The following is a 20,485-nucleotide window of genomic DNA, read 5'->3' as shown; positions in this document are numbered from 1 at the left end:
GTCTTGTTCTTGCCGTTTAAGCCCACGGTCATGTTGCTTTCGATGCTTGAGAGTGTGAAGGATCGAGTATGAACATTCCTATCCTGCAAACCCGTCTCCCCGCCGATATGCGCACCGCGCGTCCTTTGCCGGGGATTCAGCCCCTGCTTGATGGTGATTGGCTGTGCGTTGATGAGGCTTATGCGGGGCAAATGGCGGAACGCTTGCGTTTGATTTCGGAGCGCTGTGATGCAGTGCATTGGTTGGATGAAAACGCTTTGCCTGCGGCGCAAGAGCTGTTGGAGGCTATCTTAAGGCAGCTTCCGGGGCTTGGATTTGAGGTTGATGGGGATCATGTCACCTGCCCTGATGGGCGTAAGGTGTGCGTGTCGCGCACCATGCCTTTGCTGACATTGGGCGCGTTGGTGCAGGAGGATTTTTGCCTGTTGCAGAAGAGAGGCAATGAGCATGTCTTAACGGGCGCGATCCTGTGTTTTCCGGCGTCTTGGCGGCTTGTGGAGAAGGTGGGGCGGCCCCTGACGGCCATTCACGATCCGGTGCCGGAGTATGATGGCAACTTGGCAGCGCGCGTGCAGCGGATGTTTGATGGGGTCAAGGTCGGTCGCCCGCTTTGGCGTTTTAACCAGCTTTGGTATGACGACCCGACCCTGCATCAGCCGCGATCTGTCGTGACCCCGCGCGAAATCCGCGACGGGCCGGGGGACGCGCAGTATTATCGGTCTGAACGACAGTGCATTTTCCGCCTGCCTGAAACACAGGCTGTGGTGTTTTCCATCCACACCTATGTTCTGGATAAAGCGGACGTAGCGTAAGGTGGGGTTAACCCCACCTTACATCGTTTCACCACGCATCCAGCACCATGTGGGGCTGTCCGTTTGATGTTTTTTGGGCCGTGTGCCCTTGGGGCCCAATTGTCGCACTGACTTGCTTTCGCAGACCCGTGAAGTGCTGGCTTTCCACCACATCCACGGCGTCGTCAAACACCACTGTCAGACGCCAAAAGCCGGTTGACGCCATTTGTGCGGCTTTCACAGTGCCTTGGAACGCGTGTCCCAGATAAAGCCCGGAAATGCGTTCACCAGGTGTGAAGCTGCGTTGCAAAGTATCCGGGGCTTGTGCGTGCAAAGTGTTCCAGTCCCGCGCACCCCATTGATGCGCAATCGCTTCCAGCGCCTGGGCGTGGGTTGTGGGTTTGCCTTGTGCTGTCAGATCGCTGCGCAGGCGTTTGGCTTGCGCTTTCAGTGTGGCCCGCGTTGGCAAGGCCATTGTACGTTTTTGTTCCATGTCGTTCTCCGATTTATGTCGCGCGGAGGTATCTTCGGGTGTTCGCATTGCCGATGTCCTTTGGCGACGTAAGGTCGGGAAGGATCATTTCACCCGTGCTTCACCATGGTTGCGAACGGCAGGGGCACAGGACCCTAGCCGCTCAGTTAGGCGCTGTTCCGCTTTTTTGCAAGCCTTGCAATCGAAGCCGTGTCCAAAGTGTCACGCCCGTCGGGAACATGTTTGTCCGTCACACGCAGACAGGGCACCGATCCAAAGTGCTCAGTGTAAAAAGCATCGGTGTATAAATTGCAGACGCTCAGAACTTGAGGCTCCAATCTCTATCGTCTTTCTAGGCATCACATTTCCATGTCCATGGTTTGCGCAATTTCGAGCGTACCGCCTGCGTCCAGATGTGGACAGGGTTTGGCCAGCGCAATGGCTGCATCCATGTCCGCCGCTTCGATCACAGTGTACCCTGCTGCAGGATCTGGTGCGCCGTCTTGTACTGAGCCGTCGGACTGGATCGTCTTTGACGGGCCAAAAGGGGCACCCGGCACGATCATCGCATCGCCTAACCCTGCGCTCCAGGCTTTCCATCTGGTCATGTGGTCTTGTCCATCCTGAGCCGAAGAGAATTGAGGGGAACCGTGATATATAAGCGCAAATTCTGGCATAGTGTCTTCCTTTTTGATGTTTGGTTTCTCTTTCATGCCAGCTCCCAAAATATGTTAAAGAACATTTTTTGGGATGTGTTAGTTTCCTTGGAATGCGAATTCTTGCGAGGTCATCATGCCCTACCGTCCAGCCCATAAAATCGCAGTGCGTGCCCGTATCGTGGAAGCGGCGCGTATGCTGTTTAACCGGCACGGGTTTTCCGAAGTGTCCATTGATCAGGTCATGGCAGAGGTCGGTTTGACGCGTGGCGGCTTTTACAATCATTTTCGCACAAAGGATGAGCTATATGCTGAAGCGGTTTCCAGCTTTTTGGAGGGGCGCGGCAAAACCTGGCGTGATGAGGCGGGCATCGGTGTTATCGATGCAGGCCCCGACACGGTTCGTGCCATGGTGCAAAGCTATTTGTCATCGGCACATTTGGGGGATTTGGAGGGGCAGTGTCCCATGATTGCACTGCCTTCCGATGTGGCGCGCGCGGGACCTGCTGTGCGTCAGTCTTACGAAACCTTGTTGCGGGCCATGGTGTTTTTGTTTGAACACAACAGCGCAGGAGACCGCCATACAGCGTTGGCTCTTTCAGCGCTGTGTGTGGGTGGCATGGTTTTATCCCGCAGTATCGACGACCCTGCTTTGGCTGAAGAAATCCGTAGTGCCGCCCTAGCATTAACAGAACAGCTGAATGGACTGGCACAATGAGGGGTAGGGGGCCAGCCCCCGTCCTGCGGACTCCCCCGAAGTACTTCATGCGAAAGGAAAGAGTGGTGCGGCGTTACCCGTCGATCCTTGCGCCCATGATTGCGATGGCTTTTTGGTAAACCGTCGCCGCGTTCCATTGCTTGATCACTTTGAAGTTGGGTTGTCCTTCTTGGTATCCCTTGCCGGGTTTCCAGCCTTTTTGCCGCAAAAAGTTCGCGGTCGAGGCCAGCGCGTCGGTTTGGTTGTAGAAATCCACACGCCCGTCACCATTGGCATCGACGCCATATTTTAACGCGTTGCCCGGCAGAAACTGGGTGTGCCCCAGTTCGCCGTGTTTCGCCCCCTTTGTGTTGGCAGTGATGGCCCCTTGGTCCACCAGTTTCAGCGCACCAATGGCGTGGGGTTTGAAAAAGTCCGAGCGCCGGCAGTCATAGGTGAGGGTGGTGATGGCCGAGACCACTGCGCTGTCGCCCATGAACCCGCCAAAGCCTGTTTCCATACCGTGGATCGCCAGAATGACACCTGCTGGCACACCGTATTGCCGTTCAAGGGCTGCGAAGAAATTCGCATTGCCCGCTTTACGTTTGCGCCCTTGAGACACGATCGTTGTCGCGCCACGCACTTTCATAAATTTGTCGAGCGAGTATTTGAACGACTTTTGATTGCGATCCGCTTTGATCGTGCCTGTGGCGTAGCGGGCCGAAGACAACGCTGCCAGACCACGCTTTTTGACGCCTGCCTTTTTGGCGTCACGCGCAAAGTCGGCTTTCCACGCATCAAAGCCTGCGCCTGTGTTGCCACATGTGGCGGCGAGGGCGCTTGTGGCCATCAGGGGTAGGGCGGCTACAACAAGGGCTGTGCGCAGAATGGACATGGGTACTCTCCTATACTCTTTTTTCAGGATACCGTTCTACGCGGCCACGTAAAGGTTATAGGATGAAATCATCCACCGTCATGGTGCTGACGTTGTTCATGTTCACGCGCATGTCGACGGTGCCGTTGCCGTCCACGTCCATCTCGAAACGCAAGCCTGTGGCGGTGGTTTGAAAGCGTACCTCGGCCCCGGTGCCGGAAAAGGCGCTGTCGCCCACAAACACAAAATCCTCGACCTCTGAGATGTCGATGCGGTCCAAGCCTTGTTCAAAGTCGCGGATACGGTCGACGTCTGTTGTGGTGGAATCTGTGGCTGACAGGTAGATAAACGTGTCGGCGCCTGCGTTCCCACGCATCACATCGCGCCCCGCCCCGCCGATGATCAGATCCTCGCCTGCGCCACCAAACAGCTTGTCGCCACCGCCGCCACCGATCAGCGTGTCGTTGCCTGCTTCACCGCGCAACAGGTCGTTGTCGTTGTTGCCATTCAACTGATCGTCGCCAATGCCTCCAAACAAGAAGTCACTTTCGTCGCCACCGCTTAGGATGTCATTGCCAGAACCTGCATAGAGGATGTCGGTGTCTTCGTTGCCATTGATCGTGTCATCACCGATGTTGCCGTAAAGCGTATCGTTACCGGCACCCCCTTCGATCAGGTCAGCCCCTGCGTTCCCGGTCATGATGTCAGCGCCTAGGCCCCCATTCATGTCGTCATTGCCCGACCCACCGGAAAGACTGTCATCACCGTCGTCGCCTGCGATGAAATCATCGCCTGAGCCGCCCAGAACAGTGTCGTTGTCTTCACCGCCGTTCAGGACATCGTCGCCTGCACCGCCCGCGATCAAGTCGTTGTCGTCACCGCCGTCGAGGCGATCATCTAAACTGGCCCCGATCAATGTGTCGTTGCCCAAATCCCCTGAAACAACACCTGCGACAAGTCCTGTGCCTGATGCTGTGTAGGTGTCATTGCCCGCCCGCATGTTCAAATCCTGAAGCGTGTTGCCTGCGTTGTCGAAGGTGTCGGCCACATTGCTCAGAAAGATATTGCCGGTGATCATGCCGCCGTTCGCGATGACGTTTGCACCGCTCTGCGAATACAGCAATCCGCTAAGTGTGCCGGCGTTATTGAAGCTGAAGGTGCCGCCGGAATTGATGACTGTTCCAAGCAAGGTGCCGGTGTTGTTGACCGTAAGATCACCAAGCCCGGATGCAATTGACGTGCCCTGACTGGTGCTGATGGTGCCCGAGTTGGAAATAAACACGTCGGAACTTGCATCGCCGCGCGCCGTGATGCCAGAAATAGCGCCGGAAATCTCGCCGGTGTTTATGATATGCCCGTCTTCCAGATTGACGCCAAAGCGCCCGTTGATGTCACCGCTGTTCTCAACCCGAAGATCAAGACCGCTTGCATAGATCCCAGCTTGCGGCTGCGGGTCTTGGCTGGTGCCTAAAATGCTGCCGGTGTTTGTGATTCGAACACTGTCTGCGTCCAGATAAATCCCGGATTGGCCCGAAACACTGCCGTGGTTGTTGACGATTGTGTAGTCCGAAGCGATTTCAATCGCGCGCCCGTTGTTGCCCGTTATGACGCTGCCTGTTGCCCCGATGGTCACTTGATGTCCGTTGTAGACACTGGTCACAGCGCCATTGATCGAAATGACTTCGGAGCTGCTGGTTGCCACAGCATCGCCCAAGATCGTGACATTGGTTGTTGTTGTCGCATTCACGTTGATCAGATCGCCTGCGCCAAATGTGTAATGCGTGATGCCTTGCAGCAAAATGTAGTCGTCAAAGTTGGCAAGCGTGACTGGTGTGGCGCTGTTGGAGTTGATGATTGTATCTGCCATGAGTGTTTTCCTTGTGCTTCGGATTTGTCGCTGTAAACGTCATTTTTTGTTAAAGAATGAAATCTTCTGTGGTGAGCACGCTGATGTTGTTCATCTTGACGCGCATGTCGGCGTTGCCGTCACCGTCACCGTCCACATCAACGTCAAAACGCAAGCCCGATCCGGTGGTCTGGAACCGCACTTCGGCGCCTGTGCCCGAGAACGCGGCACTGCCGATGAAATCAAAGGTCGCGATCGCGCTAAGGTCAATCAGGTCTTGGCCCGATTGAAAATCACGGATGCGGTCCACGGCGCTTGTGGTGCTGTCGAGCGCCTCTGTGATGATGAACACATCTTCGCCGCGGTTGCCGCGCATCACGTCCTTGCCCAAGCCTGCGGTGATTTCGTCGTCGCCTGCGCCGCCATTCAGCGTGTCGTTGCCTTCGCCCCCGATTAGCGTGTCATTGCCGATGCTCACCGACACTTCAAAATCCCATTCCCCAAGGCTGGATGAGCAGTCGATGCGAAAGGCGTTGGACCCTGCAAAACCGTCGCCGTTCATGATGAGGTCAAAATCATCAAGGGCCGTCACATCCACCAAACTGCGATCTGCCGCCAAAGTGACGTCTTCAAAGACGATCACCTCGTCGCCCGTGCCAACCAGCACATTCGGGCTGCCAATGCTGTTGATGATCTCGCCACCGATGCTTGTGTTGGCCTGGTCCGTGTTGATGACGCGAAGTGTCATTGGTCTAGCCCCCCCGGACGCGTGACGATGTTTGGCGTCAAATACTTGTTACTAATTTGTTGATTTAAGACGTTTGCATTGTTGGCTGGCGAGAAAAAGTCAGGGAATCCTGACCAAGCGATCAGAATTTCTATTTCGGGTTGTGGTCCGCGCCAAGAACCAAGGATTTGGCGCGGAATGAGGCCGCTTGTCCGGATGCCGACTACAGGATGAAATCATCCACCGTGATGGTGCTGACGTTGTTCATGTTTACGCGCATGTCGACCGTGCCGTTGCCATCCACATCCATCTCGAACCGCAATCCGCTGGATGTGGTTTGGAACCGCACCTCGGCCCCAGTGCCCGAAAATGCGTTGTCGCCGACGAACACAAAATCCTCGACCTCTGATAAGTCGATCCGGTCCAGTCCCGTTTCAAAATCGCGGATACGGTCGGCGGCGGCTGTCGTGCTGTCTGTCGCGCTGGTGTAGACAAAGGTGTCTGCACCTGCTTCGCCGCGCATCACATCACGGCCCGCGCCGCCAATGATCAGATCGTCGCCAGAGCCGCCAAACAAGCGGTCGCCACCACCGCCCCCCGAAAGGGTGTCGTCACCCGCATCGCCGCGCAATAGATCGTCGTTGTTGTTGCCATTCAGGCTGTCGTCGCCGATACCGCCAAACAGGAAATCATTGTCATCGCCCCCGCTGAGTGTGTCGCTGTCCGCGCCGCCGTAGATGATATCAATGCCTTCGTTGCCGGACAGGTCATCGCCCCCTGCATCACCGTAAATTGTGTCCTCGCCTACGCCGCCCATGATCAGATCGCTGCCGTCTGCGCCATAAATCAGGTCTGCGTCGTCGCCGCCGTCAATTTCATCCGCGCCTGTGCCGCCGATGATGGTGTCGTTGCCCATGTCGCCATTGATGACACCCGCGACCGTGCCGCCCCCTGCGTTGGAAAAGAAATCGTCGTTCTCGCCCAGCTCCACATCGCCCGTGATCAAACCGGTGTTGTTGACCACATCATCGCCGTTGCGGGTGTCCAGCATGCCCAGAATTTGACCTGAATTGGTAAATTCGCTTATCGCATTTGTGAAAAATGAGGTGAACACGTCGCCTGACAATGTGCCTGCGTTTACAATGTTTTCGGATGTGGTGGCTTCGCTGACAAGCGACAGAACATTGCCGCTGACGGTCCCGGTGTTGGTGAATTGCACATTCAGAACTTGCGAATTGAATGCGACTGCTGCCCCCAAATGGCTGCCCACACCTGTGGGGCTGTTGGCGGTGTTGATCGCGGTGCCGGTGTTGATGAAATCGGCAAACATGATGTTTTCAAACAGGAATGCAGGCCCTTGACCGGCGGTGACTGTGCCGCTGTTGGAGGCCTGCACCTCTGCGATGGATTGCATTTCGAACCCACGCCCCTGAAGCGCTTTGGCGGTGCCTGCGTTGTCGAAGCGGAATTCCGAACCATCCTGCAACAACGACAAGCCGGAAGACAAAACGCCAAAGAAGCCAAGATTGACGTTGCTGGTGATTGTGGCCTCGTCTCCGATGTTTAACGAAATTTCAAAATCATAGGTGCCAAGGTTGGATTGATAATCCATGCGAAAGGCGTTGGAGCCTGCAAAGCCGTCGCCGTTCATGACCATGTCAAAATCATCTAGGTTGGACACATCCACAAGGCTGCCATCGGCGGCCAGTGTCACATTGTCGAACACGACCACTTCATCGCCGCTGGCCACTGTGAAATTTGGGCTGCCGAGGTTGTTGACGATCTCGCCGCCGACGGATGTGTTAACTTGGCTGGTGCTGATAATGCGTAATGTCATGATGTGTTCTCCGGTTTTTTGGGGCGCGAGGGTGCGGAATATTGAATTTCGGATCTAATGCAGTGAGCCAGACGGCAGATGTCGGTTTGACGTCTTGACCTTTGTTATCGCCACACAAGACAGAGCCCGGGTTGGCGTCTGATTGCGTTTGATACCGACAATCGTGTCAGATGGCGCAGGCGGGGAGTGATGGAAAAAATGCGCTGGCCAGAACCTGTGAATGCAACCTTCCCCCCGAAAGGCCGCGCGGCGGTTTTGACATCGTTCAAGCGCTAGGCGTTGGACTATTGCTGGATAGGCTACGTACAGGGGGACGCATATCAACGGTTTTCTAAGAAAGGTCGGGTATACCCCACCTTTTGGCGGCAAAGTTCGCGCTATAGCTGTGCTAAAAAGGTGTTTTGGACATTGTCCCAAAAGAAAAGGCGCCCCGCAAAGGAGCGCCTTAGATGGTCTTTATCGAAGCGGGGCGACCCGCATCGCCTGCTTAGCAGGAGTAATACATCGCGAATTCCACCGGGTGTGGTGTGTGCTCGTAACGTTCAACTTCTTCCATTTTCAGGCCGATGTAGCCTTCTATCTGGTCAGCTGTGAACACGTCACCGGCCAACAAGAAGTCCATGTCTTTGCGCAATTCGTCCAGCGCTTCGCGCAAGGAACCGCACACTGTTGGGATTTCCGACAGCTCTTCGGCTGGCAAGTCGTACAAGTTCTTGTCCATGGCTTCGCCGGGATCGATCTTGTTTTGGATGCCGTCAAGGCCAGCCATCAGAAGTGCCGCGAAGCACAGGTATGGGTTGGCGGATGGATCAGGGAAACGGGCCTCAACGCGCTTGGCTTTCGGGCTTTCTGTCCATGGGATACGCACACAACCAGACCGGTTACGGGCAGAGTAAGCGCGCAGAACGGGGGCTTCAAAGCCCGGGATCAAACGTTTGTAGCTGTTTGTGCCGGGGTTGGTGAAGGCGTTCAGGGCTTTGGCGTGGTGCAGAATGCCGCCGATGAAATACAACGCTTCCTGAGACAGATCCGCGTATTTGTCGCCTGCAAACAACGGCTTGCCGTCTTTCCAGATCGACATGTTCACGTGCATGCCTGTGCCGTTGTCGCCTGCGATGGGCTTTGGCATGAAGGTCGCGGATTTGCCGTATGCGTGGGCCACGTTGTGGATCACGTATTTGTATTTTTGCAGCTCGTCGGCTTGTTTTGTCAGTGAATCGAAGATCAAGCCCAGCTCGTGCTGGCAAGACGCCACTTCGTGGTGGTGCTTGTCGACCTTCATGCCCAGACGTTTCATCGTGGACAGCATTTCAGAGCGCAGATCGTGAGATTCGTCGGTGGGGTTGACCGGGAAGTAACCGCCTTTGACGCCAGGGCGGTGGCCCATGTTGCCCATTTCGTATTCTGTGTCCGTGTTCCAGGACGCGTCTGTCGCATCAACCTCGTAGGACACTTTGTTGATGGAGTTGGAATAACGCACATCGTCGAACAGGAAGAATTCGGCTTCTGGACCCATGTAGGCGACGTCACCGATGCCTGTGGATTTCAGGTAAGCTTCGGCTTTTTCGGCTGTGCCGCGTGGGTCACGCTCATACGCTTCGCCTGTGTCAGGCTCAACAACAGAGCAGTGCACGCAGATGGTTTTTTCGGCATAGAACGGATCAACATAGGCGCTGTCCACATCGACGATCAGTTTCATGTCGGAGGCTTCGATGGATTTCCAGCCTTCGATGGAGGAGCCGTCAAACATGAAGCCTTCCTCAAGGAAATCTTCGTCCACTTGGTCAGAGCACAGCGTCACGTGCTGCAGTTTGCCGCGTGGGTCGGTGAAACGGATGTCGACGTATTCGGCGTCTTCATCTTTGATCATGTCGAGAACTTTGTTGCTCATGTCTAAGCGTCCTTTCAGTCTTAAAGTATAGATTTTTAGAGTGCGTCAGAACCGGTTTCGCCGGTGCGGATGCGGATTGTTTGTTCGATCGGGGAAACGAAGATTTTACCGTCCCCGATTTTTTCTGTTTTGGCAGCCGTTACGATGGCTTCGATTGCCGCATCTACCTGATCGTCGTCCAGAACGATTTCGACTTTGACCTTCGGCAAAAAGTCGACAACGTATTCTGCGCCGCGGTATAGTTCGGTGTGGCCCTTTTGACGGCCAAAGCCTTTGACTTCTACAACGCTTAGACCTTGTACGCCCACGTCTTGCAGCGCCTCTTTCACTTCGTCCAGTTTGAACGGTTTGATGATGGCTTCGATCTTTTTCATGGGGGCCTCCCTAGCCGGCTATTCGCATGTGTTGTTTTCAGGTTGTGTTTCGGGCGTCCATGGGATCGACTTCTTGGGGCGGGTTTGAGCCGCCATTCTTTCGGCTGGTGTCTGTATTTTGTGCAAGGTGATTAAAAAATAGACGAAATTGAATCGCGAGGATTAGGCTGATGACAGAACTTCTGACCGCATCACAAATGCGGGCTTTGGAACAGGCGGCAATTGCGTCGGGCGAGGTCACCGGTTTGGAGCTGATGGAACGTGCCGGGCAAGGTGTTGTTGAAGCGATTTTTGAAGAATGGCCCGCATTTGCGCCTGCGGCGGGCGTGGATTGGGGGCCAGCCCCCAAACCCCCGGGATATTTGAAGCAAGAAGAAGCGGGGGCTTGGCGCGCGGTGGTCTTGTGTGGGCCGGGCAACAATGGCGGTGATGGGTTTGTCGTGGCGCGTTTGTTGGCGGGTTTTGGCTGGGCAGTTGATGTGTTTTTCTATGGCGATGTTGAGAGGTTGCCCGCGGATGCGCGGGTGAATTATGAGCGGTGGTGTCAGGTCGCCGACTTTGGTGATGCTTTGCCGCTTTCTTTGTTGGATCGAAAGACATGTCAAAGGGCGGATATCGTTGTTGATGCGTTGTTTGGTATCGGGATGTCGCGTGTTTTGGACGCTGATGTGTATCGTGATCTGATGGACGCCTCTGATTTTGGCCTTTGTTTTCAAGGTAATTTGGTCGCAATCGATTTGCCCACTGGCGTGTGTGCCGACAGCGGGTTGGTTTTGGGGTGGGACCAATCTGTGATTGTGGAGCCGGATACGAACCGTATCGCTGGGGCATCGCTGTATTTCTTGTTTCGTGCTGATCTGACCGTCACCTTCCAAAGGCCAAAACTTGGACATGTTTTGGCGGAAGGGCCGGAGGTCTGCGGCAAGTTGGCTGTTAAGGACATTGGCTTGCGTAATTTTTCAAAACTGAAATATCCAAAGGGCAGACCGTCTTGCGCTATGGCGCGGGGAATTGAACGATCGGTTTTGCCCAAGCTGGCAAAGGCGGCGGGGCACAAGTTTTCGCATGGCTCTGCGCTGGTTCTGTCTGGCGGTTCTGGACGCACAGGCGCTGCCCGTTTGGCGGCGCGTGGGGCTTTGCGGATTGGGGCGGGGTTGGTCACTTTGGGTGTTCCGCCGGAGGCGCAGGCGGAGGTGGCGGGCCATGTAACGGCTTTGATGTTGAAGCATGTGGCCGATGCTGATGGGGTGGCGGAGGTTTTGCAGGATAAGCGGTTAAATGCGTTGTGTTTGGGGCCAGGGCTTGGGCTTGAACGGGCACGGGCCTTGGTGCCTGTGGCTTTGGCGGCGGGGCGGGCCAGTGTTTTGGATGCCGATGCATTGAGTACGTTTGCGGATGATCCAGGCGCATTGTTTGACATGGTACACAAGCGATGTGTTTTGACGCCGCATGGGGGCGAGTTTGCCCGGCTGTTTCCTGATCTTGCTGAAAAACTAAAGGCGCCTGCTGAAAAGGGTCCTGCTTATTCAAAAGTCGATGCGACGCGTGAAGCGGCTGCGCGTGCGGGCTGTGTGATTTTGTTCAAGGGGCCGGATACTGTGATCGCGGATCCGTCTGGTCACTGTAGCGTCCATGCCGCCGCCTATGATCGCGCGGCCCCATGGTTGGCCACGGCCGGCGCGGGGGACGTCTTGGCTGGGTTCATCACGGGGTTGTTGGCGCGTGGGTTCGCACCGATGCAGGCCGCAGAGACCGCCACATGGTTACATGTGGAATGCGCACGCAGCTTTGGCCCCGGCTTGATTGCCGAGGACCTGAGTGAGCAATTGCCCCATGTGTTTCGCGAGCTGGAAGTGTAAGCGGAGGCCTTACGCCGCTTTTGATTGCACAGCCTGCGCTAAAGGCACCGCCACTTCCAAACCATCCGCATAAATCACGTGCGGTTTGTCAAAGGTCAGCTGCACCAACAGCATAGGACGCAAGCCCAGATCGATGATGAATTCATCATCGATCAACTGCCCTGCCTCGACCACGGTGTGCAGTTTGCCAAACATGGATTGCGCCCGCCAGTCCCGCACCAATATGCGCTGGGCTGCAGGGAGGATCACATTGTGTTCGGGGCGTGTGTGTCCCAAAGATCCGGCTTTGATGGACACGGCTTGCGTCAGAACACGCAAAGACGATACGCCTTTCAGCGTCACCATACCTGCATCGCGTGTGACGACTTTGTCGCCGGGAGAAAGATATTCGACGGGAATTTCCCCGTCTGATGTAAACACGATGCTACCGGCCACCAAGCCTGTTTGCACCGCATGTGCGCGTACCCCTGAGCTTTGCCCAGTCTCGACGCGCCTGACCGTTTTCGGTTTCATTGGCGTCTCTTTTTTGTATCAACCTGCCTCTAGGTTAGACACAACATATCCCAATATATCTTTAATGTCGTCTTCTTTTTCCGCACCCTTGAGTGCATTTTCTTCTCGCATCCTGTGCGCGCCTTTGCTATTGCGCGTCAGCACGACGAATGTTCGTGCATGGATGCGGGTGTGGCGGAATTGGTAGACGCACCAGATTTAGGTTCTGGCGCCTTTGGCGTGGGGGTTCGAGTCCCTTCACCCGCACCATATATTATTTGCCTACCGACCTCGGCTACTTGAGGCAGTCTTGATTGGCCTACCGCCTTAGGCTACTTGAGGTTGTTTCGATTGGCCTACCGCCTTCGGCTACTTGAGGCCCTGATATGCAAAATACATCCCCTCTGCCGCGTGTTGAAAAAACGACTTTTGACGGTGTCACAGCTTGGATCAAGCGGCCCGAAGCCACGCGTTCCAACGGGTTTACTCTTCTGCACAGCCTGCTCAAGCCAGTGATGCCCCCAGCTTTGCATCCGACCGGGGCGTTGGGCGGTATGGATGCCATTCGACAAGAAGCGGGGCGTCTGGATGTCTTTGCACAAGCGGGTTTGCCGGCGCCACGTGTTTTGGAACTTCGCAGCGATTGTGTGATTTTGTCCGATACGGGCGCTCAATTGCGCGACACGCTTCACAGGCTGGCGGATGACACGCAGCGCCTGCATTTGATAGAGCGTGCCATGCGTGGCCTTGGGGCCGTGCACGCAGCCAAACTGTGCCATGGGCGTCCATTCCTGAAGGACATGACCATCGGGCCAGACGATCAGCTGTCGTTTCTGGATCTGGAAGAAAACCCCACCGCCCGAATGTCACTGCAAGATGCGCAGGCCCGTGATGTTTGGCTGTTGTTGCTGGCCAGTACCGAGTTTTACATTGGGTCGCCGCCCCAAACACCCTTGCAGGGGCTGACCGACCTTTTGGATGTGTATTTTGCGGAGTGCGGCCCCGGCCTGACGCCGCAGTTGCGCAATCTGGGACGCGCTTTGCGGCCTTATAGGCGGGTGATGTCGGTGTTGCGTCTGAAAGGTGTTAGCAAGGATGCAGCAGGGGCGTATTGGTCCATGCGTGTGCTTGAACAACTTTAAGGCGCTTTTTCGCCGTCGCGGCAGCGGGGGGATTAGGTAAGCCAGTAAACAAGCCGCTTCAACTGAAGTCCGCTCTACAATATGGCAGGACATGTCCCTATATGGCAGGGCAAACACCCATGGCCAAAATTTGGGCAAACACAAAGGCGAAGATTATGCAGGCAAAGATTGAACTTAAAACCGGCATCACGGCGCTAGAGGCCGCGGCCTTTGGGGTCATGGCTGTGGTGATTGCGGTGGGCTTTTATCTTGCGGCAACCAACGAAGATTTGTTTCGCAGCCTCTACATTGTTGAGGACGGGTTCTTGGAATACGCGACATCCTTCATGTTGTTTGCCACCGCCGTCTTATGCGCACTGCGGTTGGTCCGTGATCGTGCCTATCATACAAAGGCGTTTGCTTTGACCTATGTGCTGATTGTCGTCCTGATGATCTTTGGCGCCGGTGAGGAAATTTCCTGGGGCCAACGCATTTTCAACATCGAAAGCAGCGAATTCTTTTTGTCCAACAACCGCCAGTACGAGACGAATTTGCACAACATGGAAATCAACGGTGTAAACATCAACAAACTGATATTCAGCAAGGGGCTGGTTCTGTTCTTGATCCTGTTCTATCTGGTTTTGCCATGGGTATACCGCCGCAACGGCGCCGTGGCCCGGATGTTTGACAGATTGTATATTCCGGTGCCCAAGGTGCATTTCGGCTTTGCGATGTTGGCGGCAGGACTGATCATTGATCTGATCCCGTCGGGCAAAAAAGGCGAATTGAACGAGGTATGCCTGTCGATTTTCTTCTTTCTGACGTTGCTGACACCGCATAACAAACCCGTTGTCGTCCGTGATTGAAAAGATACGCAAACCAGTGCTTTGGCCCATGAGCTGGCGGGCGTGCGCTTTGGCCGTCAGCGTGGGGTTGGGCCTATTTCATGCCGCCACCGCACCGGCATTGAACTGGGCCTTTGATGTATCGCCACCTGTCATAAACACAGGGGATACGCCAAAGTTCGAGACGGTTTTTGAGTATACGTCGCCTGTGGGAACAGCCCATGCGCCTGCGATCCAGATGCAGCCGGACGGATTTGCGGTGTTCTGGTTTGACGGTCTGCGTGAATCCCACAATGAGGTGATTATAAAAACAGCGGAATTTACGCGCAATGATGCGGGGGGATGGGATGCCGCGCCCGCAAAAAAGCTGTTCAACAAAGAACAATTGTCGGCTGTCACGCATCCCCCACAGAAGATTTTGACATTGGGCAACACGATCCAACAAGGGACCAAAGGGGATACGTTTCTGGCCACGATTGTTTCGGTTGGCGGTTGGGCTGCGGCGTCTATCGCGCAGGTGCAGATGCAGGGCGACGACCCGGCGGTTGTGCGCAAGTTGTCCTTGTCACCGTTCTTGAACCGTTCGCATCTGGTGCGCGCACCGACCGTGCCATATGCCGACGGATCGGTGGCGATCCCGGCATATTTGGAACTTGGCAATGCGCTGGGCGATTTCGTGCGTGTAGATGACGCAGGATATGTGCGCGACAAGCGGCGCATGACGCATGGCCGTTTTGCCATCCAGCCGATGGTCGTGCCGTTTGATGCCGAAAACGCAGTGGCTTTGATGCGGAATTTCGACGATGACACCGACCGGCTTATCGCCACGTGGACTGCGGACGGCGGGCGGCACTGGTCTGCGCCGGAACTGCTGGATTTGCCAAATCCGAATGCCCCTGTCGCTGCGGTGTCTTTGGGGCCGCAAACGCTGGTTATGGCCTACAACGAGACACCCAGCATTCTACATCTGGCTATCTCCAGGGATCAGGGGCGCACGTGGGATATGGTGCATACGCTGGAACAGGGCGGTGGTGATGTGCGCTATCCTGCGATGGCGCTGTTGCCGGATGGCGATGTTTTGCTGACCTATTCCACAGGATCGAAGAAAAGCATCAAAGCGGTTGTTTTTAACGCCGCTTGGGTGGTGCGACCATGACCACATTGTACGAAACCATAGGTTTATACACAGTGGCGCTGTGGTTGCTGTTTCGCCTTTTGCGCATTGGTGTATCGGACATTTTGGCGCTGTGCGGCGCGGCCATCATCGTTGCAGTTGTGTCCTTGGTTGCATTGGACGTGCCTTTGATGCTGATGGCGATGTTTGCGCCGTTCGGGGCGGTTCTGCCTGCCTTGGCAATCCAGAACTTCACCACACAGTTTGGCGGGTACCGGTCTACCGATTACCACTTGGCCGAGGTGTTGGGCGCTTTGGCGGTGTATGTGCTGTATCTTTGCGCGGCTTTGGGGGTGTTTGCCTTTGATCCCTACCGCTTCGGATACCAACCTGTGATGGGCAGTGTCATCATCTTGGTGCTTTTGGCGTACAGCTTGTGGCGGGGGCATGTGTTTTTGGCTGTGGCGTTGATTGTGGGGCAGGCGGCATGGGCCTTTGACATCGGCAGCACCAACGCCTTCGATCACATGACCCATGTGATTTTGGTGCCTGTCTTGTGTGTGGTGGCCCTTCAAAAACTGTTTGGTTTGTGGCGCAGGTCTGGTGCCACGCAAATACGCTAAGAGACGTCTTCAAACACCTCAAGCGCTGCATTCAGCGCATTGATGGCGGCGGGCATTCCGCCGTACATCGCCATTTGCCATATGGTTTCCGCAATCTCTGTCTGGGTCAGACCGGCTTTTAACCCGCCTGCAATGTTGATCTTGAGCTGTGGGCGCGTTTGTGCGCCAAGTGCGGTAAGCGCTGCGATGGTTGCAATATAGCGGTCGCGCAGCGGCAGGCCGGGGCGGCTGTATTGTTGGCCATAGGCAAAATCGACGACAGTTTCAGCCATACCGGGCAAAAGGGCGTCGTAACGGGCCTTTAGCGTGGCTTCCATGCCGGGGTTCAGCGTCTCGGACAGGGTCTGACCGCGTTTGTACGTTGCATCCATTGTAGGCCCTTCGGGTTTCTGAATTTTCTTGCGAAGGTTCCAGTAATTGATGCTAGACTGGAAGAGTTGATTAAAAAGTACCAATTTTTGATGCCATGCCACGTCATCACGTATCAGGAGGCCCCATGCAGGCCGAAATTTTCGAAACCCTCAAATCCGTGCTGCGTGCCCGCCGGATGACCTATGCTGAGCTTGGCAAACAGTTGGGCACGTCAGAGCCCACGATTAAGCGTCTCTTTGCATCACGCGATTGCAAGATAAGCCGGCTGTCTGAAATTTGCGCAATCCTTGATTTAAGTCTTGATGACGTTGTGGCCCAAGCCAGCCGCTTCGAAATCACGCCGCGTAGCCTTGGTGACCGGATCGAGGCGCAACTGGCGGATGATCTTCCTGCGTTTCATCTGTATTTGCTGCTGACAGACGGGGTCGCGATTGACCGGATCATGGATCACTGTGGGCTGACACCTGACGACGTGTTCCGGATCGGGTACCGGCTGGAGCGGATGGAACTGGTTCGGGTCTTGCCGCACGGGCGACTTAAATTGGCGGACGAGGGGCCGGTGAAATTCCGTCGGGACGGCCCCCTGCACGGCGCACTGTTGAAGATCAATCTTGAATTTTTGCAGCGCGTTTTTGCACGTCCCGACAGCGATGACGCAGGGTTCATTACGCAATCGCGGCGGATATCGCAGGCCACTGCGCGGCACATGATGACGGAATTGCACCGACTGTCACGCCAGCTGTCAGATATGGCCCGTCAGGATCAATTGACTGTGCAAGGCCAAGATTTGCAAACCTACAAAATGACATTGGCATGGGCGCCTGTCGCTTTGGAGCATCTGGTGAAGGTGGACGCACCATCGAAACCGCCGGTCGAACACATCAGCCGAAGTGCAAATTAAGACCAAAGCGTTTCATAGGCATGTGGCATTGGACCCAGTGTCACGTTTGTGGGCCGCTTTTGGGAAATCGTTCCGATTGGGTTGATTTTTTCACACATATCGTCCCATTCGCATCTCTTTATTTTTTGTGCGGAAGGATTAACTGCCTGTTCGTGCGTGTCCGAAAGGGCGCCTGCCACAGAGGATAATGTTATGCTGCTGGAAAATTTACCGTTCGATCTGCCCGTTCAATCCGTTCATGTCATATTTGGTCTGGTGCTTGGCCTTGTGTTTGGCGTGGCAGCACAGATTTCGAAATTCTGCCTGCGTCGCGCTGTTGCTGGCGACACAGGGGCAGATGCATCGGCAGGGGCGGTCTGGATCATGGCGCTTGCAGCGGCAATTGGCGGTTTCGCAGTGGCGCAAAGCCTTGGGTGGGTCGCACTTGAGGACCACCGCTTGCTGTCGTCTAGTGTCCCGGTTCTGGCCATCATAGTTGGCGGGTTGGCCTTTGGGGCAGGCATGGTGCTGACGCGTGGATGCATGTCGCGTCTGACTGTCTTGTCGGCATCCGGCAATTTGCGTGCTTTTACGGTGATTTTGGTGTTTGCGATCGTGGCCCATGCCACGCTGAAGGGCGTGTTCGCACCGATGCGTGTGGCCTTGGGGGCGGTGCAGCAGGATTTTGGGATAGCGTCTTTGGCCCAAATTCCGGGGTTTGCGCCCGTGGTGGCTGTGCTGTTGGCCGTTGGGGCAATTGTATTGGGACGCCGTTCGGGGACATCGGCACGGGTTTTGGGCTTGGGCGCTGTGATCGGTGGCGTGGCTGTTGCGGGCTGGGCCGGCACGTCCGTTTGGCTTTTGGATGATTTTGATCCGTTGCCTGTGCAATCGGCGGCCTTCACGTTGCCTTGGGCTGACACGTTGTTTTGGACAATCGCGTCCTCGGCCATTCCGGCAGGTTTTGGCACCGGACTGATTGCCGGGGTATTTTTGGGCAGTTTTGCCAGCGCTGTTTTGCGTTCGGAATTCGCTTTGGAAAGCTTTGAAGCGCCTGCGCAGACTTTGCGCTACGGGGCGGGTGGTGCGTTGATGGGGGTGGGCGGCGTCTTGGCTGGCGGTTGCACGATCGGGGCTGGCCTGTCGGGCAGCGCCACATTAAGCGTTGCGGCTTTGCTGGCCCTTGGCGCCATCATCACCGGTGCGATTGTCACGCAAAGCCTGTTGCAGGCACGTGGGGCTGCAGTCCTGAGCCTAGTCCCAGTCACACCCGAAAATCAGGTTTTCGCGCATCAGTCGCTGCGCGAATGATCCACGCGCAACGGCGATCTGGTCCAGATACTCTGCCATGCGGGCGTTGTGATCACGGGCGATGCGCACCGCATCTTGGGCGCAAATGCTTTTAAAGCGCATTTCCTGACCCTTGCGATGCTGCGCCAGACGGTCGGTGTCACTTCCTATGACCGTTGCGATCTTTGGATACCCCCCCGTTGTTTGGTGGTCCGCAAACAAGACGGTTGGCACACCATCGCCCGCCACCTGAACCGAGCCGCGAACGATGGGTTCTGAGGGGATGGACAGGGCTGCTTTCAACGCAAGGGCAGGGCCGTTCAGGCGCATCCCCATACGGTCATAGGCGTCTGTGACTTTGAACGGCGCACGGGTGAAATGGCCCAAAGCCGTCACGTCAAAGTACTGGTCCTGAGGCCCCATGACAACGCGCATCGGTCCTGTGTCTACGCCCTGAATTTGCGGGATGTCCCCAAGGCGGTCATCGCGGATTTCCGACTGTTTCACCCCCAAAACCTGCCCCGTTGTCACCGCGCCACCGCCAAATCCGGACAAAGCATGTGTGGCGCTGCTGCCCAACCAGCTTTGCGCGTGCAACTGGCCTGCAAAAGCCACATAGGCCCAGCTGCCTGATGGCCCCGCACGCAGACTGAGCCGTTCGTCTTTCTTCACTGTCAGAATGACCCAAGACCGGTAGGTTTGGTCCGCGTGGTCCACGACAAAATCACCACCGGTGATGGAAAGTGTCACGGCCCCTTGGGTGCATGTCAACACCAGCCCACCCAACGATACCTCAAGTGCGCCAAGCCCCGGTGCATTGCCAAGGGCTGCATGGGCCGCGTGAAAGGCCAAACGGTCCATCGGTCCGGAATGGGGCACCCCAAAGCGCATGTGCCCAGGCCGTCCTGCGTCTTGCACAGTGACCAAAGGCCCCGCAAACGTCACGTTGAACTCGGTGTCAGACATGTGATGTGTCCTGTGTCACAGTGTGAAACGTCGCAAGATCGATACGTTCAAAGACAACTCGATCGCCGACATCAAACAAAAATGGCTTGTCCGGGTGTCCCGTCAAAACAGGGGTGGGCGAACGTCCGATACGCGACCATCCTGTTGGCATCGTAAGTGTCGTGATCAGGCATTGTCCGGCCGCAATAATAACGCTGCCGGCTGGCACATCGCGCAGGGCGGTGGGTTTGCGCGGTACCCGTATGCTGTCTGGCACGCCTGTCAAATAGGCATACCCCGGCGCAAACCCGTACATGGAGACATCGAAGTGACCAGACAGATGTGCATTGATGACGGCATCTGTGCTTTGCCCTGTGGCTTTTGCCACAGCCTCCAGGTCCGGTGCGCAGGGGCCGTCGTAACAGATGTGTACACGGTGTTGCGTGCCGCCATGAATGTCCGGAACCGGTTTGGACAAATATGTGCGCAGGCTGTTTTTCAAAATCGAATGATCTGTCACCAAGGGATCAAAGACCACCAACATATTGACCAACGCCGGTACCGTTTCAATAACACCGTCTAACGGGTTTTCAGCCAGCGAACGGTCCAGTGCAGCTATGGCGTTTCGGGGTTGCAGGTCTTGTGTTTGTGCAAAGGTGATCAGCAATGCGTGATCCGCGACAGGGGTAAATGAGGCATCCATGAAAACAGGTCCTTTGTGACAGGGCAGCCGTGGGGCAGCCGTGCGGCATCCGCGCCAAAGACATACGCAAATGCGG

The 20,485-nt window shown here is 55.8% G+C and carries 21 protein-coding genes and 1 tRNA gene; 10 read left to right on the top strand and 12 right to left on the bottom strand.

From position 1 onward, the window contains the following. Nucleotides 1-68: 68 nt before the first annotated feature. A complete protein-coding gene (locus ABJL60_RS07990; RefSeq protein ID WP_348373776.1) occupies nt 69-812 on the top strand; it encodes a DUF3445 domain-containing protein in 744 nt (247 codons plus the stop codon). A gap of 28 nt (nt 813-840) precedes the next feature. Here the strand turns inward: ABJL60_RS07990 and ABJL60_RS07985 are convergent, their stop codons facing one another. Together ABJL60_RS07985 and ABJL60_RS07980 are read right to left on the bottom strand one after the other, a co-directional pair. Continuing rightward, nucleotides 841-1,332: a glyoxalase superfamily protein gene (locus ABJL60_RS07985; RefSeq protein ID WP_348288383.1), complete on the bottom strand. Its 492-nt coding sequence runs from the start codon at nt 1,330-1,332 to the stop codon at nt 841-843. 290 nt (nt 1,333-1,622) lie between these two features. Next, the gene (locus tag ABJL60_RS07980) at nt 1,623-1,871 is read right to left on the bottom strand and encodes a hypothetical protein (RefSeq protein WP_348288382.1); all 249 of its coding nucleotides are present in this window, start codon (nt 1,869-1,871) and stop codon (nt 1,623-1,625) included. A 184-nt stretch (nt 1,872-2,055) separates the two neighbouring features. Between ABJL60_RS07980 and ABJL60_RS07975 the strand changes: the two genes are divergently transcribed. Continuing rightward, a complete protein-coding gene (locus ABJL60_RS07975) occupies nt 2,056-2,637 on the top strand; it encodes a TetR/AcrR family transcriptional regulator (RefSeq protein ID WP_348288380.1) in 582 nt (193 codons plus the stop codon). Nucleotides 2,638-2,710: 73 nt separating this feature from the next. On the opposite strand, the gene ABJL60_RS07970 is transcribed toward ABJL60_RS07975, so the two are convergent. The 6 genes from ABJL60_RS07970 to ABJL60_RS07945 all read right to left on the bottom strand — a co-directional run bounded on the left by ABJL60_RS07970 (nt 2,711) and on the right by ABJL60_RS07945 (nt 10,165). Then, nucleotides 2,711-3,466 carry a lytic murein transglycosylase gene (locus ABJL60_RS07970; RefSeq protein WP_348288397.1) on the bottom strand — a complete coding sequence of 252 codons (756 nt, stop codon included), beginning with the start codon at nt 3,464-3,466 and terminating at the stop codon, nt 2,711-2,713. Nucleotides 3,467-3,566: 100 nt separating this feature from the next. Next, on the bottom strand, nt 3,567-5,357 hold the full coding sequence (locus ABJL60_RS07965; protein WP_348288378.1) for a calcium-binding protein: 1,791 nt from the start codon (nt 5,355-5,357) through the stop codon (nt 3,567-3,569). 49 nt (nt 5,358-5,406) lie between these two features. Then, nucleotides 5,407-6,084 carry a M10 family metallopeptidase C-terminal domain-containing protein gene (locus ABJL60_RS07960; RefSeq protein ID WP_348373775.1) on the bottom strand — a complete coding sequence of 226 codons (678 nt, stop codon included), beginning with the start codon at nt 6,082-6,084 and terminating at the stop codon, nt 5,407-5,409. A gap of 202 nt (nt 6,085-6,286) precedes the next feature. Beyond that, nucleotides 6,287-7,900 carry a M10 family metallopeptidase C-terminal domain-containing protein gene (locus tag ABJL60_RS07955; RefSeq protein WP_348373774.1) on the bottom strand — a complete coding sequence of 538 codons (1,614 nt, stop codon included), beginning with the start codon at nt 7,898-7,900 and terminating at the stop codon, nt 6,287-6,289. 487 nt (nt 7,901-8,387) lie between these two features. Next, the gene (glnA, locus tag ABJL60_RS07950) at nt 8,388-9,791 is read right to left on the bottom strand and encodes a type I glutamate--ammonia ligase (RefSeq protein ID WP_108827994.1); all 1,404 of its coding nucleotides are present in this window, start codon (nt 9,789-9,791) and stop codon (nt 8,388-8,390) included. Between the two features lie 35 nt (nt 9,792-9,826). Continuing rightward, entirely contained in the window at nt 9,827-10,165 is a 339-nt protein-coding gene (locus ABJL60_RS07945; RefSeq protein WP_108827995.1) for a P-II family nitrogen regulator, read from the bottom strand. A 170-nt stretch (nt 10,166-10,335) separates the two neighbouring features. On the opposite strand from ABJL60_RS07945, the gene ABJL60_RS07940 reads away from it, so the two are divergent. Beyond that, nucleotides 10,336-12,024 carry an NAD(P)H-hydrate dehydratase gene (locus ABJL60_RS07940; RefSeq protein WP_348373773.1) on the top strand — a complete coding sequence of 563 codons (1,689 nt, stop codon included), beginning with the start codon at nt 10,336-10,338 and terminating at the stop codon, nt 12,022-12,024. A gap of 9 nt (nt 12,025-12,033) precedes the next feature. Here ABJL60_RS07940 and ABJL60_RS07935 read toward each other — a convergent pair whose 3' ends face one another. Then, nucleotides 12,034-12,537: a Hint domain-containing protein gene (locus ABJL60_RS07935; protein ID WP_348288370.1), complete on the bottom strand. Its 504-nt coding sequence runs from the start codon at nt 12,535-12,537 to the stop codon at nt 12,034-12,036. Between the two features lie 165 nt (nt 12,538-12,702). Between ABJL60_RS07935 and ABJL60_RS07930 the strand changes: the two genes are divergently transcribed. The 5 genes from ABJL60_RS07930 to ABJL60_RS07910 all read left to right on the top strand — a co-directional run bounded on the left by ABJL60_RS07930 (nt 12,703) and on the right by ABJL60_RS07910 (nt 16,219). Further along, nucleotides 12,703-12,786 (top strand) — tRNA-Leu (locus ABJL60_RS07930). Nucleotides 12,787-12,902: 116 nt separating this feature from the next. Further along, nucleotides 12,903-13,658, top strand: a complete 756-nt coding sequence (locus tag ABJL60_RS07925) for a hypothetical protein (RefSeq protein WP_348373772.1) — start codon at nt 12,903-12,905, stop codon at nt 13,656-13,658. Nucleotides 13,659-13,813: 155 nt separating this feature from the next. Then, the gene (locus ABJL60_RS07920) at nt 13,814-14,503 is read left to right on the top strand and encodes a hypothetical protein (protein WP_348292175.1); all 690 of its coding nucleotides are present in this window, start codon (nt 13,814-13,816) and stop codon (nt 14,501-14,503) included. 28 nt (nt 14,504-14,531) lie between these two features. After that, nucleotides 14,532-15,638, top strand: coding sequence for a sialidase family protein (locus ABJL60_RS07915; RefSeq protein WP_348373771.1), 1,107 nt, complete (start codon nt 14,532-14,534; stop codon nt 15,636-15,638). Further along, nucleotides 15,635-16,219 carry a hypothetical protein gene (locus tag ABJL60_RS07910; RefSeq protein WP_348292179.1) on the top strand — a complete coding sequence of 195 codons (585 nt, stop codon included), beginning with the start codon at nt 15,635-15,637 and terminating at the stop codon, nt 16,217-16,219. The genes ABJL60_RS07915 and ABJL60_RS07910 overlap by 4 nt, the downstream gene beginning before the upstream one ends. Here ABJL60_RS07910 and ABJL60_RS07905 read toward each other — a convergent pair. Next, nucleotides 16,216-16,590: a carboxymuconolactone decarboxylase family protein gene (locus tag ABJL60_RS07905; protein ID WP_108828002.1), complete on the bottom strand. Its 375-nt coding sequence runs from the start codon at nt 16,588-16,590 to the stop codon at nt 16,216-16,218. The two genes, ABJL60_RS07910 and ABJL60_RS07905, sit on opposite strands and share 4 nt — an antisense overlap. 125 nt (nt 16,591-16,715) lie before the next feature. On the opposite strand from ABJL60_RS07905, the gene ABJL60_RS07900 reads away from it, so the two are divergent. Both ABJL60_RS07900 and ABJL60_RS07895 read left to right on the top strand, forming a co-directional pair. Further along, complete coding sequence (locus ABJL60_RS07900; protein ID WP_348373770.1) at nt 16,716-17,492, top strand: helix-turn-helix transcriptional regulator; 777 nt, start codon at nt 16,716-16,718, stop codon at nt 17,490-17,492. 192 nt (nt 17,493-17,684) lie between these two features. Further along, nucleotides 17,685-18,782 carry a YeeE/YedE family protein gene (locus ABJL60_RS07895; protein ID WP_348373769.1) on the top strand — a complete coding sequence of 366 codons (1,098 nt, stop codon included), beginning with the start codon at nt 17,685-17,687 and terminating at the stop codon, nt 18,780-18,782. Here the strand turns inward: ABJL60_RS07895 and ABJL60_RS07890 are convergent. Both ABJL60_RS07890 and ABJL60_RS07885 read right to left on the bottom strand, forming a co-directional pair. Next, a complete protein-coding gene (locus ABJL60_RS07890; protein ID WP_348373768.1) occupies nt 18,726-19,727 on the bottom strand; it encodes an allophanate hydrolase in 1,002 nt (333 codons plus the stop codon). The genes ABJL60_RS07895 and ABJL60_RS07890 overlap by 57 nt on opposite strands. Beyond that, nucleotides 19,720-20,409: an allophanate hydrolase subunit 1 gene (locus tag ABJL60_RS07885; RefSeq protein ID WP_348373767.1), complete on the bottom strand. Its 690-nt coding sequence runs from the start codon at nt 20,407-20,409 to the stop codon at nt 19,720-19,722. The genes ABJL60_RS07890 and ABJL60_RS07885 overlap by 8 nt, the downstream gene beginning before the upstream one ends. Nucleotides 20,410-20,485: the final 76 nt, after the last annotated feature.

This window comes from Ascidiaceihabitans sp. (assembly GCF_039986515.1).
Classification (GTDB): domain Bacteria; phylum Pseudomonadota; class Alphaproteobacteria; order Rhodobacterales; family Rhodobacteraceae; genus Ascidiaceihabitans.
Note: the sequence above shows the minus strand (reverse complement) of the source record. Positions and strands in the feature narration are given on the sequence as shown.